The sequence below is a fragment of the Maribacter thermophilus genome (assembly GCF_001020565.1).
GTDB classification, from domain to species: Bacteria; Bacteroidota; Bacteroidia; order Flavobacteriales; family Flavobacteriaceae; genus Maribacter; species Maribacter thermophilus.
The window spans coordinates 3,341,658-3,357,582 of sequence record NZ_LDAS01000001.1 but is presented as its reverse complement, the minus strand read 5'-3'; the positions used below and the strand labels follow the sequence as shown (position 1 = coordinate 3,357,582).

Genomic DNA, 15,925 nt, shown 5'->3' with positions numbered 1-15,925 from the left:
TTATTTTTATAAACACCTAAGAAATAAATACCCCACCATAGCTTTGAACAAACCTATTTTAACCTCTATCAAATTATGAGCATAAAAAAAGTACTACTAGGCCTTATTACGGTATTCGGACTATTATTCAATAATGCCATTGCGCAGGAAAGCACTGTAATCGAGAAAAAATATAGTAAAGAAATAGCCCGTTTGGCAAAGTCAAAAAAAGTGGAGACGGCCTTTGCATATATCGAAGAGCTAAAAGACCAAACCACAAAAGACCACATTACATTGACAGAGATTTTGGCTCCGCCGTTCAAAGAAGATCAAAGAGGGGTGGTTTTTAAGAATATGCTTAAAGAAGCAGGGGTCGACAGCATCTGGACAGATAAAGTGGGTAATGTTTTAGGCTTAAGAAAGGGTACTTCCGAAACATCGGGCTATGTGGGTATCGACGCCCATTTAGATGTAGTCTTCCCAGAAGGAACCAATGTAACGGTAAAAAAAATGGGAGACACCCTAAAGGCGCCTGGTATCGGAGATGACACACGTGCCCTGGCCAACCTTATATCAATGGTAAAGGCGATGAACAAGGCCGATATAAAAACCGAAAAAGACCTACTGATCGTGGGTACCGTAGGCGAAGAAGGTCTTGGAGACCTACGTGGAATGAAATACATATTCAACGAATCGGGGTTGGATATAGATTCTTGGATTGCTATTGACGGGGGCAGTATGGGAAGAATAAGTAATGCAGGATTGGGCTCTAAACGTTACAAAGTGCTTGTAAAAGGAAAAGGAGGACATTCTTGGGGCGCTTTTGGACTTGCCAACCCCCACCATGCCCTAGGCAAGATAATTGATGAATTTTCTGAGGCAGCCTGGAGCTATACCTCGGGCGATATTCCAAAAACAAGCTTTAATGTGGGGCGTATAGGCGGTGGAACTTCGGTAAACTCTATTCCGTTCGAATCTTGGATGGAAGTAGACATGCGTGCCATTAGCCCAAAAAACCTGGATGAGATCGAGGAAATCTTAAAAACATCGGTAAAAAAGGCCATTGCGGAATACAATGCCAGCGGGGTAAAAGGCGAAGTCACCTATGAACTTATCAAGATCGGCGACCGTCCGTCAGGTGAGCTCTCTCCTACAATTCCATTAGTACAAAGAAGTATGGCCGCCACAGAATACTTTGGCGCAACCCCATCATTGGGCAGGGGCTCTACAAATATAAATATACCTGTTTCCAAAGGTATTCCAGCCGTATGTATCGGTCGGGGAGGCAGTGGCGGAGGCGCCCACTCTTTACACGAATGGTACGTAAACGATGAGCCTGGCGACGAATCCGTTAAATTGGCGCTTTTGATAACCTTGGCACAAGCAGGACTGGAAAAGTAAAGGGTTATCACAAAAATACCCATAGCATAACATCAAGAAAAAATATTTATCAGAACCCACAATAAACATCATATCCCCATTAAAAAAAATTAAGAAACGTTCGTTTCCACCGAAAGATTCTTGATCTTTGCACCGAAGAACACAACAACAGTTTTAACCCATACTATATGATCATTTACGTGGATATGGACGAGGTAATTGCAGATACCTATGGTGCCCATATAGAGATATACAACAAAGAATTCAATGCCAACCTTACCAAGGAGGCCTGTATGGGATCTGAAGTATGGAAAATGGTTCCGGAAGCGCATCAAGAAAGTGTACGAAAACATGCTACCAGAAGAGGCTTTTTCAGAAACCTGAAACCCATTGAGCACAGTATTGAAGTTCTTTCTAAAATAAACGAAGTACACGAACTTTATATCGCCTCAGCGGCCATGCAATTTCCCAATTCTTTAGAAGAAAAAAGTGACTGGTTAGACGAATATTTTCCTTTTATCCCATGGCAAAATAGAATTCTATGTGGCCATAAGCACATCTTAAAAGGAGACGTGCTTATTGATGACAGAAATTACAACCTAGAGAGATTTGATGGTCGCAGTTTACAATTTACCTCACCCCACAATGTAAATACCAACGGGTTTGAACGTGTGGATACTTGGTTAGAAGTTGCCGAAAAACTATTGTAGCCCTAAACGCTCCAAATCATAGAAATAAAAATTCTTTTCGTCGTTCATAGCCACGAAAAGACCACTTTTAAAAGTGCTGTTCAAGGGCACTGTAACCACTTCACAACCATCGGTTTCCAAGGTACCTAAGTTTATAGCCTTTACAAAAGTGTTATCCGTTCTTGAAAAAACGTTGAACTCCCCTTTTTGTTGATTGGAGACTATTATAGCGCCCTCACCGTTCTTATAGGTTGCAATAGCTATACCCTCTATATCCTCTAAAAAATACTCGCCTCCAAAACAAGACAATTCTTCATTGCCCATAGCGGGCTCCGCATAATATTTTTTTATACAAACCCCTTCATCCGAATAGTACACATAACCAGCCTCATCATCTACAGCAATGGCCTCTATTTCCTTTTTTCCACTGAAGGAGCCAAATTTGCGTACCAATTTGGCTGTTACCCCCAAACTATCCATAGACAAGACATATTGATACAAATAATCATCGGTTGGCCCCGTTTTTCTTCCTACAATGGCGTAGATAGATGAATCTTTGGGTGATTTGTACAGACTTACCCCCATTGGCAATCTATTCTCCAATAGTTCTTCATCTTCAAAAACTGGAAAACCACCCCCATCCAACGGTTTCATATCGGGTACCGAAAACATTCTTATTTGTTGTTTCTCTCTTTCGGTAAAGACCAAAATATCGGTAGTTGTGGAATCATTTAACCGAAACCCGTACTCTACATCCACATTATTAGGGCGTTGTATGTTTTTAATCGTCTTATTCTCGATAATCTTCCCCTCCAGATCAAAAGCATATATGGCACCATTGGTTTCCTTATCGGTACCGAACACAATACTTTTAGAAGCATCCTCCGGATGTACCCAAATCGCAGGATCATCCGTATCATTTAGGGTAAACTCGGTAATGACATCGGGGGCTATCGGTGGTAATTTACTATTGTTGCAAGAACATAATACCACTAGTAAACTATATATATAAATACTATTTTTCATTTTCGTCGAATTAAGATAAAACCATTTTATTGTTACCATAAGAGTACTCTTAAAGCTTATTGTTTTTTGAACAGGTCGTACTTTAATCCGAATGTTAAACGCTGACCGTAAAACTCTACTTGTTGGGTACGTTCCTTAACTCCTTGGAAGTATCTTAAAGGTTGATTTGTTATATTATTCAAATCTGCGTAAACACTAATGTTTTTACTTATTTGATACGATGCGTTAAAATCTAAAAACAATTGGGTATCGTAGTACCTGTCTTCAAAATCGTTTCCTCCGATCTCATCTATATAACTATCGGAAAAATTTGCGGATAATCTGGCACTGAACTTTCTATCCGCATACCCTAAAGATCCATTGAACATATTTGGTGCCGTATTAGGCAGATCCAGATCATCTCTCTCATCACCATCCTCATTACGTATACCCTCTGCAGAAGAAGTAAGGTAGGTATAATTAAGATAAAGGCTAAAGTTTTTTGCAAAGCCGGGAAGAAAATCCAACTGACGCTGAAAAGCTAGTTCCACTCCAAAAATAGTGGCATTATCCCCATTTAAAGGCTGAAAAACATCATACCCCTGCGTATCCGCACCAAAAGAATCATCGGGTGCCTCGTAAATAAATGTGTATATAAAGTCTTTAATATCCTTATAGAAAAGCCCTCCAGATATGATTCCTACACTTTGAAAATAATGCTCTGCCATTACATCAAAACCCATAGAGATCGTAGGGTCCAAATCGGCATTGCCCAGTACGATCTCGCTGTCCTCGTTCACTATCTCCGCCCTTGGTATAATATCCACATAATTGGGTCTAGCCAAAGTGTTTGTCCATGCAAATCTAAGAATGGTGTTATTCGACACATCGTACTTAAGATGAAGTCCCGGCAATATATTGGTATATGAGTTTTCTCCGTTTACCCCTTCTACAATAATATCTTCCTCTATTCCTGCATCCTCGTCTTCTTCTATAAAGGTGACCCTATTGCCCTTAGAGTTAAGCTTGGTATTCTCTATCCTTAATCCGGCCAGCACACTAAACTTATCCGATAATTTTTGGTTTATCATAAAATACCCAGCCAATACATCTTCATTGACATCAAAATTACCTGGAGCAAATTCATCAACTACCAACTCTCCATTGTCACCATTCAAATCTAGGCCTCCCAACCATTCTTTCGTTGCAAAAGACCCTATCAAATACTGGCTTCCTGCCATAAAATCGGGATCGTCATAGTTCTTTACCGGCACACTGGCCAATGTAGGGTAGGCATCTTCTAGGTCATGCTCATAGAAATCATTGTCCCTTAATTTGGATTTGAATCTGCCCCGTGCTCCGAATTTGATGCTTCCGTCCCCTTTTCCGAAAATGTCTGCCGGGATTTCAAAATTGAGAAACACGTTTACATCCTCCTCTTGGGTATATTGATTTTCTTCGGTAATCTCCCCATATTCAAAATTACCAAGGGCCGCATCGTTTACATCGGCTACCGAAAACCGTGGGTATCTCGTATTATAAGTATCATTATTGACTATATATTCTGTTTCAAATTCTGCATAACGCTCATTAAGGCGTTCTTCAGAGGCTTTTGCATAGGAGGTCATCCAATCTACTTTTAAACTGCCCCATAAGTGATTTCCTCCCAAACTATAGTTCTGCATGCGTTGGTCCTCCAATCGACGGTTTTTACTCCTATTATTATCAATTCCTCCTTTTGATTGTCTTTTTACCTCTACCGGAAATCTTGTCGGCACACCGTTACTTATGGTAAAATCGCCTATTTCTATATCTTCCGCATCTAATATCTCATGCTCTAAACGAAATCTATTCTCCCTATCATCTCGCCAGTTATACATGGTTTTAAGAAAAATAGTATTGTTCGCATTAAACTTATAGTCCAAATTGGCCGAAAAACTTCTTCTTATACGTTGCACCAAATATTCTCTTTGTTCAAAAACATTGACATAAGGGTCTACGTCCACTTCTTCCAAAATTGGTTCTCCTTCTGCATCCGATACCCCCGTGTTGTACTCGAACTCGTCTGTCCATTCGGCTTCAATATTGTCCGACCCAAAGTCATTATCGTTTATGGAAGCCGAGACCATCCATCCGAACTTATCGTTCTTACTGCGGTCCCCAATTAAAAAAGAGCCATTTAAGATGGGTTTATCGGTAATAAAGTTAACTCCAGATCCCAAGGTCGCAGAAACCCTAAAGCCCTGTGGAGATGTTCTGGTAATAAGATTTACGGAACCCCCAAGCGCATCTGCATCCATATCGGGCGTTACCGCTTTACTCACCTGTATAGACTGTATCATGTCTGCCGGAATCAAATCCATCTGAACATTCCTATTATCACTTTCTGCAGAAGGAACCCTACTACCATTGAGGGTTACCGAATTTAATTGTGGAGACAACCCCCTAACAATTATATTTCTTGCTTCGCCCTGATCTACCTGCATAGTAATACCAGGTATTCTTTTTACTGCATCACCAATATTAACATCAGGAAATTTTCCTATTTGATCTGTAGATACAACATTGGTAATATTCAAATTCGTCCTTTGCGTGTTCAAAGCCTTTGATTGCCCACTTAACCCATAAGCGGAAACTTCTACACCGTCCAGCTCCATACTCTTAGGTTCTATAGAAATAACCACACTTGTGGTCTTACCAGCCTCAACAGTTACCTCTTGTGACAGATCCGAATATCCTAAATAAGATATTTCTAAAGTATAGGTGCCGGCCGGTACATCTACAATAGTAAACTTACCGTCAAAATCGGTAATGGCCCCTTTCGTCAACGACCCGATAATTGCATTGGCACCTGGAAGATACAGACCATTTTCATCGGATACAGTTCCTTGTATATTTCCTGTTTGGGCGTAAGAAAAAAACAGACCCGCGAACAGGGTCATAATTGGCAATAACGATTTCATCTTATAGTTAGTTTGGTTCAAGGCCACAAAGAAATTGGATACTTAACTAAAAGATGTTATCTAAAATTAAAGGATATATGATGTTTTGCCCGTTTTAAACAGGCTTTTTCACATTCTTTACCATTAATTAACTTTCTGGAAACAAAAAAGCCTTTGCAAATCTGCAAAGGCTTTTTAAAATATTAATTCTTATACTAAGCTTCAAAAGGCTCAATGGAAACATAAGATTTTCCACCAGCTTTCTTTTCAAACTTTACAAGACCGTCTACACGGGCATGTAATGTATGGTCTTTTCCTGCGTATACATTCTCACCAGGATTATGTTTTGTTCCACGCTGTCTTACTATAATGTTACCAGCGACTGCAGCCTGACCACCATAAATCTTAACGCCTAATCGTTTCGATTCTGACTCTCTACCGTTTTTAGAACTACCTACACCTTTTTTGTGTGCCATTTTTTTCCGGTTTTATTTTGTTATACTTAGATGGCATCGCAATTAAGCTTTACCACCGTCTAATTCGTCTTGCCATTTTTTAAGCTCGTCCCACTTACCTTCGGCAGCCAATTTAGCTTGTGCCGGCCAAGTATCGGTAACATGATTACCACGAACGTCTGCAATAATTTCAGAGATTTTCTCTGATTTAGTTTTCGCTAGGTCGGCATAGGTAGCAATACCTGATGCAACAAGCGTTTCTGCAATTTTTGGCCCAATACCTTCGATCTTTTTAAGATCATCGGCTTTTGCTGTTTTAGGGGCTGCCTTTTTTGTAGCTGGTTTTGCAGGTGCTGCTTTTTTAGCTTCTGGCTTTGCCTCTTTTTTTGCCGGTGCAGCTTTCTTAGCACCTTTGGCAACAATAGACTCAATTACAATCTCGGTCAACGACTGGCGATGTCCGTTTTTCTTTCTGTAACCTTTACGTCTTTTCTTGTGAAAGACGATTACCTTATCACCTCTAAGGTGCTTAATGACTTTAGCCTCTACTGCGGCTCCATCTATAGCCGGGGCGCCAACTGTAACGTTCTTACCGTCATCTAAAAGAAGTACATTGTCAAAAGTTACCTTTTTTCCTTCTTCTACCTGTAAACGGTGAACGTACACTTTTTGGTCTTTCGCAACTTTAAATTGCTGCCCTGCCATCTCTACAATTGCGTACATATCGTTAAAAATGTATTATTAAAACCTGTTGGATTTTTTCCAAAGGCGGGTGCAAATATACTGCTTATTAGCTAATCTACAAGGGTTTTTGAAGAAATTTCACCTACTTTCCCTTAAATTATTGGAAGTTTTAAAAAGTTGCATAAAAGACAGCGTCAACACCAAGCTTGTAGTAAACCCCATGGTCGCAACGATTAAGAAAACAATGGCCTCGAAATTGGCAAATTCATTGGCCCATTGTGCCGAAAGTTTTTCTAAAAACCCAGGATTCAACTCTGTAGAATACAAGGCAAAAAAAATGGTGAAGACCAAGGTAGCAACACCACCGGTGACCAGACCGGCAACAAAACCCGTGCTGTACCCAAAATCATTCGCCTTCTTTATCTTAAAATACTTTATGGCCTCATATATTCCAAAACCGGTAATAACCCCGTTAAAAAGACTATAAAAAATGTTGGTGTGAAGGCCCAAAAGTGATAAAAGCAAAAAATAGGCAATTAAACATCCACTAGTGGCTATTCCAAATCGAATGGGTAATGCATAATTTTTCATAATCACCTTTTTTTCAGTTATTTAAGTTAATAAATTTTTGGCAATAATGAAATTTCTGAGTTACAAAACCACCCAGTTTTTTAAGATTACACTTACAAAACCTTAAATTCGTGTAACAATTATCATAAATACCATACTATTATTTTAATGAACACTAAACACTATTTAAAATGAAGAAAAAATTATTAACGGGCACGGCTCTGCTTTTTTCTTGCCTTATTATGACAGCGCAAGAAGTAAAGTACGAAGAATATGACCTTGAAAACGGTCTGCATGTGATCCTTCACCAAGACAACAGTGCCCCTTTGGTCACCACATCGGTAATGTACCATGTTGGAGGAAAGGACAGATCTGAAGGCAGAACCGGTTTTGCACATTTCTTTGAACATTTATTGTTCGAGGGAACTAAAAATATTGAAAAAGGAAAATGGTTCGAGATCGTATCGTCTAACGGAGGCAAAAACAACGCCAACACATCGCAGGACAGAACTTATTATTACGAGGTTTTCCCTTCCAACAACTTAAAACTTGGTCTTTGGATGGAATCTGAACGTATGTTGCACCCTGTTATCAACCAAGACGGGGTAGACACGCAAAACGAAGTAGTTAAAGAGGAAAAAAGATTGCGTTACGACAATTCTCCATACGGAAAAATTCTATTCACCGTTGGAGAAAACCTATTTGAAAAGCACCCTTACAAAGACCCGAACATTGGTTACATGAAGGATCTCGATGCCGCTTCGCTAGAAGAGTTCATTGCTTACAAAAACAAATATTACGTACCTAACAATGCGGTGCTAGTGGTGGCCGGTGACTTTGATACCGACCAGACAAAAAAATGGATTTCGGAATATTTCAAAGACATTCCAAGAGGAGCGGATGTAACAAGAAACTATCCAAAGGAAGACCCTATAACCACAGAAAGAAAAGCAAAGACCTACGACGCCAATATTCAAATACCAGCGACCATAATTGCATACAGAACCCCTGGTTTTGCAGATAGGGACGCCTATGTTCTAGATATGTTATCCACCTATTTGAGCGATGGACCAACATCTAAACTATATAAAAAAATGGTAGACGACAAAAAAGAGGCACTTCAGGTAGGTGCTTTTAATATAGGCCAAGAAGACTACGGAATGTATTTGGTATTTGCCCTTCCAGTAGGTGAAACCTCTTTAGAAACCTTGAACAAATCTATTGAGGAAGAAATTGAAAAAGTAAGAACTACCCTTATTTCCGAAAAAGATTATCAAAAGCTACAAAACAAGTTTGAAAACAGGTATGTAAACTCTAATTCCAGCATAGAAGGTATCGCTGGATCATTGGCGACCAATTATATGCTATATGGCGATACTTCATTGATCAACAAAGAAATAGAAATCTATCGCTCCATAACCAGAGAAGAAATCATGGAAATAGCGAACAAATATTTGAAACCTAACCAACGTGTACAAATAGATTACCTACCTGAAGAAAAACCAGCAAATTAAAAAACACTATGAAAAAGCTATATATAATATTTTTTGTTGTCTTTGCCACTTTTACGGCACAGGCACAAGTAGATAGGTCGGTTATGCCAAAACCCGGACCTGCCCCGGAAATTAACCTGAAAGAACCACAAAGTTTCCACCTTAACAACGGTTTAAAAGTTCTGGTCGTGGAAAATCATAAATTGCCAAGGGTATCGATTCAGTTAACCATAGACAATCCTCCTATTTTAGAAGGAAAAAAAGCAGGCGTATCAAGTTTGACCGGTGCGCTATTGGGCAAAGGAACCAAAAACATTGACAAAGACGAGTTTAACGAAGAAATAGACTTTTTAGGTGCAAGAATGAGTTTTGGCCCCCAAAGTGCCTATGCAAGCTCCCTTTCCAAGTATTTTCCAAGGATAATGGAATTGTTGGCCGATGCCGCGATCAACCCCAATTTTTCTCAAGAAGAATTCGAAAAAGAAAAAGAAAAATTGATTACAGCCCTTAAGACCGAAGAAAAAGATGTTCCGGCCATAGCCGAGAGGGTACAACGAGCACTCGTCTACGGTAAAAACCACCCTTATGGCGAGTTTACGACCATAGAAACCGTCAACAATGTTAGCCTAAGTGATGTAGAAGGGTTTTACAGGGATTATTTTGTACCTGCCAATGCCTATTTGGTCGTAATCGGAGATATAGATTTTGACACCGTAAAAGAATTAACGGAAAAACACTTTACTTCCTGGACCAAAGCCGTGCCCCCAACTTTCACATATTCAACCCCACAAAATGTTTATAATACCCAAATAAATTTTGTGGATATGCCAAATGCGGTACAATCAGAAATAGCGGTACAAAACATTGTTACCCTTAAAAAGAAGGATGAAGACTATTTACCTGCCTTGATCGCCAATCAAATTTTAGGCGGAGGTGGCGAAGGACGTCTTTTCTTGAACCTAAGAGAGGACAAAGCCTATACATACGGATCTTATTCCTCTATTGGAAACGACAAATACGAAGTCTCTAGATTTGTAGCCACTGCCAGCGTAAGAAATGCGGTAACCGATAGCTCTGTGGTGGAAATACTAAAAGAAATAGATCGTATTATAGCACAACCCGTTTCTGAAAAAGAATTAAAGAACACAAAAGCAAAGTATGCAGGTAGATTTATAATGGCTCTGGAGCAACCACAAACCATTGCGAACTATGCTTTGAATATAGAAAAAGAAGGTTTGCCAAAAGATTTTTACAAGACCTACCTGGAACGCCTTGAAAAAATCACCATCGAAGATGTACAGAATGCCGCAAAAAAATACTTTAGTTCCTCCAATGCCCGTGTAGTTGTTGTAGGAAAAGGAAGTGAGGTTTTAGAAAACCTGGAGAACATTCAGTTTAAGGGAAAAACACTTCCTGTTCATTTTTACACCAAAACAGCGGATAAAACGGAAAAGCCGAATTACGAGTCAGAAATTCCTGCCGGAATGACGGCTAAAAGCATTTTAGAAAAATATATAGAGGCCATCGGCGGCAAGACCAAATTAGAAAGTATAGAATCGTTTGCAATGGATGCCAGTGCAGAAATGCAAGGAATGAAATTAGAGCTACAATTGAAAAAAACAGCTAAGAACCAGCTTATGCAAGACATAAAAATGATGGGCAATTCTATGACAAAACAGGTTTTGAACAATGACAAAGGTTATGTGGTAATGCAAGGTCAGCGTAAGGACCTCTCAGAAGAAGAAGTTCAAAAAATAAAAGAAGAGGCTGCTCTTTTTCCAGAACTAAACTTCTTGTCATCCGATACTATCTCTTTGGAGGGCTCTGAAATGGTAGGTGACAAAAAGGCCTACAAAATTAAAGCTACCGACAACAAAACAATCTTTTACGACGCAGAGACCGGCCTTAAACTAAAAGAAGTGAACGTTGCCGAAATGCAAGGTCAACAAATGCAGCAAACACTGATCTATGACGATTATAAAGAAGTATCCGGGGTATTGTTTCCTTTTAAGCTTTCACAAAGCATGGGACCCCAGAACATTGATTTTACGGTCACTGAAATAAAGGTAAATAGCGGAGTTTCTTCTGCAGATTTTGAATAATCTTTAAACAAATATTAAAAAAAGCCCACTTAAAAAGTGGGCTTTTTTGTTTTAACAACAAAACACCCTATCTACAATAGATGCTACAAATATTTATGCCATAAAAAGGCTTCATAATTTTTGTAATTGACACTTTATGACATTTTTAATATTTGGTATCTTTACCAACACAAACAATTTTTTCCTCACATAAAAGACAAGAAAATGACACCAAAAAATAAAATAGTTTCCTTCTTCTTCATTTTAGCAGTTTTGCTTACCTCATGTAAAGAACAAAAAGAAGAGAAACAAACCGAAGGCCCTACCCAAATGGAGCAAGTAATGGCCATTCATGATGAAGTTATGCCTAAAATGGGGCAGTTAGGTAAGTTAGTAGGCCAGTTAAAACCGTTTGCAGATTCTTTAGGCCCCGAATCGCCACAGGCAAAAGCTGTTAGAGATTTACAGGAGGCCAATAGGTCTATGATGGATTGGATGCAGTCTTTCGGAGATCGTTTTGACGCCGAAGAGATTTTAGAAGGTAAAGCCTTAAGCGACGAAAAAAAGGCTTGGCTGAACGAAGAGGAGGCAAAAGTAAAAGAGGTAAAAGAAAAAATAAATACCAGCATCAAAAATGCTGAAGCTATTCTTTCAGAATCTAATTAAAATCTTTCCACCATTCTTCATTGGAAATAGCAGTACTGTCCAAATAAAAGATTTCTCCTATTCTAGGGGTAGTGACGGGTACACCTAATTCTTTTGCTTTTTTAAACACTCTTTGCACGGGCTCTGTCCACGGATGCATTGCCAATTTAAAAGCTCCCCAATGAATAGGCATAATTTTATTTGCCCTTACATCTAGCCCAGCTTGGGCCGTTTGCTCCGGCATCATATGTATTTCTTTCCACAGTTCGTTGTATTGCCCACACTCTAACATAGCAAAATCAAACGGACCGTATTTTTCTCCAATCTCTTTAAAATGGCTTCCATAACCACTATCACCACTAAAGAAAATATTGGAACTATCGGATTGTATGACCCAACCGCTCCACAGGGTTTTTCCACGATCGGACAATCCCCTACCAGAAAAATGTTGCGCGGGCGTACATTTTAACCTTATGTCATCGAACTGCACTTCGTCCCACCAGTCCAATTCAACAATCCGATTTTCTTTTACTCCCCACTCCATTAAATGCGCCCCAACACCCAATGGCGTGTAAAACATTTTTACCCTATTCTTTAAGAGTTGTACAGAACCATAATCAAGATGGTCGTAATGGTCATGTGAAAAAATGACCGCATCAATTTCTGGCAAGCGCTCAATATCTATTGGTAAATTTTCGCTGAATCTCTTACCTCCCAACATAGGGTTCGGCGCAGGAACACTACCCAGCATAGGATCTAACAATATGTTCTTGCCTTGCAATTGCAAAAGAAATGTAGAGTGCCCAAACCAAACCAATCTGGCTGCCCCTGTATACCTTGCTACTTCTAAAGAATCTATTTTTGAGACGGAAACATTTTTAGAGGGAATAGCATTGGGCTGCGGAGAAAAATATCCTTTAATACCTTTTAAATAGGCATCAAACCCCATTTTCATCTTAACATCACCAAGGTTGACAAACACACCGTCCTTAAAATTATCGGACTTCTTAAACCTCTCTTTTTGAGCCTTGGTGGGCGAACCTCCAAATTCTGGGCTCAGATTTACGAACAGCACCCCAACCAATACCAAAACCACCAAAATCGCAACCACCGTCAGTACCATCTTCTTTAAAACACTCTTGAGTTTTTTCATTTAAAAAGGCAATTGACCCAGATCTACATTACCTCCAGAAATTATTACTCCTATTTTTTTTCCACTAAAAAAATCAGAGTCTCTTCTTGACTCATGGATCAATGCTGCCACCGCAACGGCACTTGATGGCTCTATTATAATTTTCATTCGCTCCCAGACCAACTTCATGGCAGCTATGATCTCGTCTTCCTTAACTCTCACAATCTTTGAAACAAGCTCTTTGATTATAGGAAAGTTCTTATCCCCCAAATTTGTTTTTAAACCATCGGCTATTGTATTTACGGTTTCATTCCCTTCGATTTTTCCACTTAACATGGACCTATAGGCATCGTCCGCTTCAAAAGGCTCACCTGCAATTACTTTACAATTACCACCAAAATACTTTGCCGCCAAGGCAGAACCCGCTATAAGCCCTCCTCCACCGATTGGACAAAAAAGCATATTCAAATCCGGTTGTTCAGCCAAAAGCTCCATAGTGGCCGTACCTTGACCTATAATCACATCCATATCATTGGAAGGGTGTAAAAAAACAGCTCCGGTTTCTTTAGCTATACGATCTGCGGTCGCCTGTCTAGCCTCTAATGTAGACTCACATTCATGAATAATGCCGCCATATTCTAAAACCCCGTTCTTTTTTACCTTCGGAGCAGACTCGGGCATTACTATATGCGCAGTCACGCCTAAACTTTCGGCCGCCAAAGAAACAGCCTGTGCGAAATTGCCCGAAGAATGGGTAACCACCCCTTTTGCCCTTTGCTCGTCGGACAATTGCAATATGGCATTGGTAGCACCCCTGATTTTAAAGGCCCCGGCCCGTTGAAAATTTTCTGTTTTAAAATAAACTTCCGCCCCTACTATCTTATTAATCAACCTAGAGGTTAAAACCGGGGTATTATGGATATATGGACTTATTCTTTTATGGCTATCCAACAATACTTTTTTATCCATAATCAACACTTTATTATTTCCACTCCAACGTCTCTATAATTCTACGCATATCATTTTGAAGGTATGCGGCTGCCGGTAAAATTGAATCGTAATTGGGCTTGGCATAAAAATATACCGAGCCGGTCAAAAAATGCTCTGTACTATCGGTAACAAAAAACTGTGATTGCGAAGCTGCGTTACCCTGCACTTCGAACAAAGCCCCATACACCTTTTTATCCGGATTTATATAGGGTTGTTCTACAATATTATCCGCCTTTATCGCATGCTCATAACTAAGTTTTTTGGCATCTATGATCAATTTATCTATGTCGCCCTCCACTTTCTTGTAGCTTAAGAAAATAGCCCCTTTCATTTCAGGATATTCTAAGGTAAAAGCACTGTTTTTATTGATATCGGCCCTGGCAAACTCGTTGTACTCAAATTTAAAATTCTCTGTTTCCAAAGGTACATTCTTACCTTCTGGGTATTCTAGTCGTATTTGCGCCTTGGGCTTAGGGATAGCTTCTTCGTTACAACTATAAACAATAGATAAAAGGCACACAAATAGTATAACTGGTCTAAGCTTCATGTGGTAATGTTACTTTAATTTGTTTTAGTCTTTTCTTATCAAAACTTTCCACTACAAATCTATAATTCTCAAACGTTATTTCTTCTCCTCTTTTAGGAAAACTACCCGCCATTTCCAGAACAAAACCTGCAATAGTTTCTGACTCTCCTTTATTGTTTTCAAAAATATCCTCGTCTTCTAATTTTATGACCCTGTAAAAGTCCTTTAAGGTAGTTTTACCTTCGAACACATAATTATAATCGTCCAATTTGGAAAAAACCAAGTCCTCATCATCGAACTCATCACTGATATCACCAACAATCTCCTCTATAATATCTTCTAAGGAAACAATACCCGAAGTACCCCCATATTCGTCCACAACAATAGCCAAATGGTTTTTCTTGGCCTGAAAATCGGCCAATAGATCATCTAGTTTTTTGTTCTCGGGAACAAAATAAGGTTCTCTTATCAAGGTTAACCAATTAAAGGATTTACGGTCTAAATAGGGTAAAAGATCCTTGACGTACAGAACACCCAGAACATTATCTATATTCTCTGAAAATACAGGAATTCTAGAATATCCGTGCTTTTTTATCTCTTCTAGAACCTCTGAAAACTTCATTTGGTCATTTAGTGAAAAAATATCGATCCGCGGGCACATTACCTGCTTGGTATCGGTGTTTCCAAAGGATACAATACCCTCGAGAATTTTTTGCTCTTCCTTGGTCGTATCACCATCGGAGGTAAGCTCTAAAGCCTGCGATAATTGATCCACACTTAAACTGGATTTTTCTTTACCTAACTTTTTGTACAAAAAAATAGTACCGGAGCGCATGGGCAGGCTCAACGGCGAAAACAAAAAGTCCAATACTTTTATGGGGTAGGCCATAAAATAAGAAAAGCTCAATCTATTTCTATTGGCATACACTTTTGGCAGAATCTCACCGAACATCAATATTAAAAAGGTAGCGACGACGACCTCCAGTAAAAATCGCACCGATACAATATTGAACAACACCTTGTCTATATTAGAGAACAAGGTGTCGCCAATAAGGTTAAAAAGTAATACGACCCCGATATTAATGGCATTATTGGCGATTAATATGGTCGCCAATAATTTTTTGGGGCGTTCTAAGAGTTTAATTAAAATACCGCTTTTGTCCGTCTTTTCTTCACGAATCTTATTTATTTCTGTGACAGACAAGCCAAAAAGAGCCACTTCAGCACCAGAAATAAGGGCAGAGCACAAGAGTAAAACTATAAGCATGGCAATATTGAGCGCAAAAGCTCCGTCCATCGCCATAAAATTTAAAACCAAACTATAGGGGCCAGGGTCCAATTATTCTTCTTTATA

The 15,925-nt window shown here is 39.3% G+C and carries 14 protein-coding genes; 5 read left to right on the top strand and 9 right to left on the bottom strand.

Annotated features, from left to right (window positions below; translation table 11 throughout):
* Positions 1 to 75 precede the first annotated feature (75 nt).
* Positions 76 to 1,380: a M20/M25/M40 family metallo-hydrolase gene (locus AB657_RS14535; RefSeq protein WP_047247152.1), complete on the top strand. Its 1,305-nt coding sequence runs from the start codon at positions 76 to 78 to the stop codon at positions 1,378 to 1,380.
* A gap of 167 nt (positions 1,381 to 1,547) precedes the next feature.
* Entirely contained in the window at positions 1,548 to 2,069 is a 522-nt protein-coding gene (locus tag AB657_RS14530) for a 5' nucleotidase, NT5C type (RefSeq protein WP_047247151.1), read from the top strand.
* On the opposite strand, the gene AB657_RS14525 is transcribed toward AB657_RS14530, so the two are convergent.
* The 5 genes from AB657_RS14525 to AB657_RS14505 all read right to left on the bottom strand — a co-directional run bounded on the left by AB657_RS14525 (position 2,061) and on the right by AB657_RS14505 (position 7,725).
* Positions 2,061 to 3,074 carry a phytase gene (locus AB657_RS14525; RefSeq protein WP_084696438.1) on the bottom strand — a complete coding sequence of 338 codons (1,014 nt, stop codon included), beginning with the start codon at positions 3,072 to 3,074 and terminating at the stop codon, positions 2,061 to 2,063. The two genes, AB657_RS14530 and AB657_RS14525, sit on opposite strands and share 9 nt — an antisense overlap.
* A gap of 56 nt (positions 3,075 to 3,130) precedes the next feature.
* Complete coding sequence (locus AB657_RS14520) at positions 3,131 to 6,016, bottom strand: TonB-dependent receptor (protein WP_084696437.1); 2,886 nt, start codon at positions 6,014 to 6,016, stop codon at positions 3,131 to 3,133.
* Between the two features lie 194 nt (positions 6,017 to 6,210).
* Positions 6,211 to 6,471, bottom strand: a complete 261-nt coding sequence (rpmA, locus tag AB657_RS14515; RefSeq protein ID WP_047247149.1) for a 50S ribosomal protein L27 — start codon at positions 6,469 to 6,471, stop codon at positions 6,211 to 6,213.
* Between the two features lie 42 nt (positions 6,472 to 6,513).
* A complete protein-coding gene (rplU, locus tag AB657_RS14510) occupies positions 6,514 to 7,173 on the bottom strand; it encodes a 50S ribosomal protein L21 (protein ID WP_047247148.1) in 660 nt (219 codons plus the stop codon).
* Between the two features lie 99 nt (positions 7,174 to 7,272).
* Positions 7,273 to 7,725, bottom strand: coding sequence for a DUF4199 domain-containing protein (locus AB657_RS14505; RefSeq protein ID WP_047247147.1), 453 nt, complete (start codon positions 7,723 to 7,725; stop codon positions 7,273 to 7,275).
* A 170-nt stretch (positions 7,726 to 7,895) separates the two neighbouring features.
* On the opposite strand from AB657_RS14505, the gene AB657_RS14500 reads away from it, so the two are divergent.
* From AB657_RS14500 to AB657_RS14490, 3 genes are all read left to right on the top strand, one after another.
* Complete coding sequence (locus tag AB657_RS14500; protein WP_047247146.1) at positions 7,896 to 9,218, top strand: M16 family metallopeptidase; 1,323 nt, start codon at positions 7,896 to 7,898, stop codon at positions 9,216 to 9,218.
* Positions 9,219 to 9,226: 8 nt separating this feature from the next.
* Positions 9,227 to 11,299 carry a M16 family metallopeptidase gene (locus tag AB657_RS14495; RefSeq protein WP_047247145.1) on the top strand — a complete coding sequence of 691 codons (2,073 nt, stop codon included), beginning with the start codon at positions 9,227 to 9,229 and terminating at the stop codon, positions 11,297 to 11,299.
* Between the two features lie 204 nt (positions 11,300 to 11,503).
* Entirely contained in the window at positions 11,504 to 11,944 is a 441-nt protein-coding gene (locus tag AB657_RS14490) for a hypothetical protein (RefSeq protein WP_047248020.1), read from the top strand.
* Here AB657_RS14490 and AB657_RS14485 read toward each other — a convergent pair.
* The 4 genes from AB657_RS14485 to AB657_RS14470 are packed head-to-tail and all read right to left on the bottom strand — an operon-like array spanning position 11,937 to position 15,910.
* A complete protein-coding gene (locus tag AB657_RS14485) occupies positions 11,937 to 13,076 on the bottom strand; it encodes an MBL fold metallo-hydrolase (protein ID WP_232304892.1) in 1,140 nt (379 codons plus the stop codon). The genes AB657_RS14490 and AB657_RS14485 overlap by 8 nt on opposite strands.
* The gene (locus tag AB657_RS14480) at positions 13,077 to 14,024 is read right to left on the bottom strand and encodes a pyridoxal-phosphate dependent enzyme (protein WP_047247144.1); all 948 of its coding nucleotides are present in this window, start codon (positions 14,022 to 14,024) and stop codon (positions 13,077 to 13,079) included.
* Positions 14,025 to 14,037: 13 nt separating this feature from the next.
* The gene (gene gldD / locus AB657_RS14475) at positions 14,038 to 14,592 is read right to left on the bottom strand and encodes a gliding motility lipoprotein GldD (protein ID WP_047247143.1); all 555 of its coding nucleotides are present in this window, start codon (positions 14,590 to 14,592) and stop codon (positions 14,038 to 14,040) included.
* The gene (locus AB657_RS14470; RefSeq protein WP_047247142.1) at positions 14,582 to 15,910 is read right to left on the bottom strand and encodes a gliding motility-associated protein GldE; all 1,329 of its coding nucleotides are present in this window, start codon (positions 15,908 to 15,910) and stop codon (positions 14,582 to 14,584) included. Before AB657_RS14470 ends, gldD begins: the two co-directional genes overlap by 11 nt.
* Between the last annotated feature and the right edge of the window lie 15 nt (positions 15,911 to 15,925).

Bases quoted from the DNA above. Each gene is read 5' to 3' on its own strand.
- AB657_RS14535 (WP_047247152.1), top strand. From the start codon at position 76: ATGAGCATAAAAAAAGTACTACTAGGCCTTATTACGGTATTCGGACTA.
- AB657_RS14530 (WP_047247151.1), top strand. From the start codon at position 1,548: ATGATCATTTACGTGGATATGGACGAGGTAATTGCAGATACCTATGGT.
- AB657_RS14525 (WP_084696438.1), bottom strand. From the start codon at position 3,074: ATGAAAAATAGTATTTATATATATAGTTTACTAGTGGTATTATGTTCT.
- AB657_RS14520 (WP_084696437.1), bottom strand. From the start codon at position 6,016: ATGAAATCGTTATTGCCAATTATGACCCTGTTCGCGGGTCTGTTTTTT.
- rpmA (WP_047247149.1), bottom strand. From the start codon at position 6,471: ATGGCACACAAAAAAGGTGTAGGTAGTTCTAAAAACGGTAGAGAGTCA.
- rplU (WP_047247148.1), bottom strand. From the start codon at position 7,173: ATGTACGCAATTGTAGAGATGGCAGGGCAGCAATTTAAAGTTGCGAAA.
- AB657_RS14505 (WP_047247147.1), bottom strand. From the start codon at position 7,725: ATGAAAAATTATGCATTACCCATTCGATTTGGAATAGCCACTAGTGGA.
- AB657_RS14500 (WP_047247146.1), top strand. From the start codon at position 7,896: ATGAAGAAAAAATTATTAACGGGCACGGCTCTGCTTTTTTCTTGCCTT.
- AB657_RS14495 (WP_047247145.1), top strand. From the start codon at position 9,227: ATGAAAAAGCTATATATAATATTTTTTGTTGTCTTTGCCACTTTTACG.
- AB657_RS14490 (WP_047248020.1), top strand. From the start codon at position 11,504: ATGACACCAAAAAATAAAATAGTTTCCTTCTTCTTCATTTTAGCAGTT.
- AB657_RS14485 (WP_232304892.1), bottom strand. From the start codon at position 13,076: ATGAAAAAACTCAAGAGTGTTTTAAAGAAGATGGTACTGACGGTGGTT.
- AB657_RS14480 (WP_047247144.1), bottom strand. From the start codon at position 14,024: ATGGATAAAAAAGTATTGTTGGATAGCCATAAAAGAATAAGTCCATAT.
- gldD (WP_047247143.1), bottom strand. From the start codon at position 14,592: ATGAAGCTTAGACCAGTTATACTATTTGTGTGCCTTTTATCTATTGTT.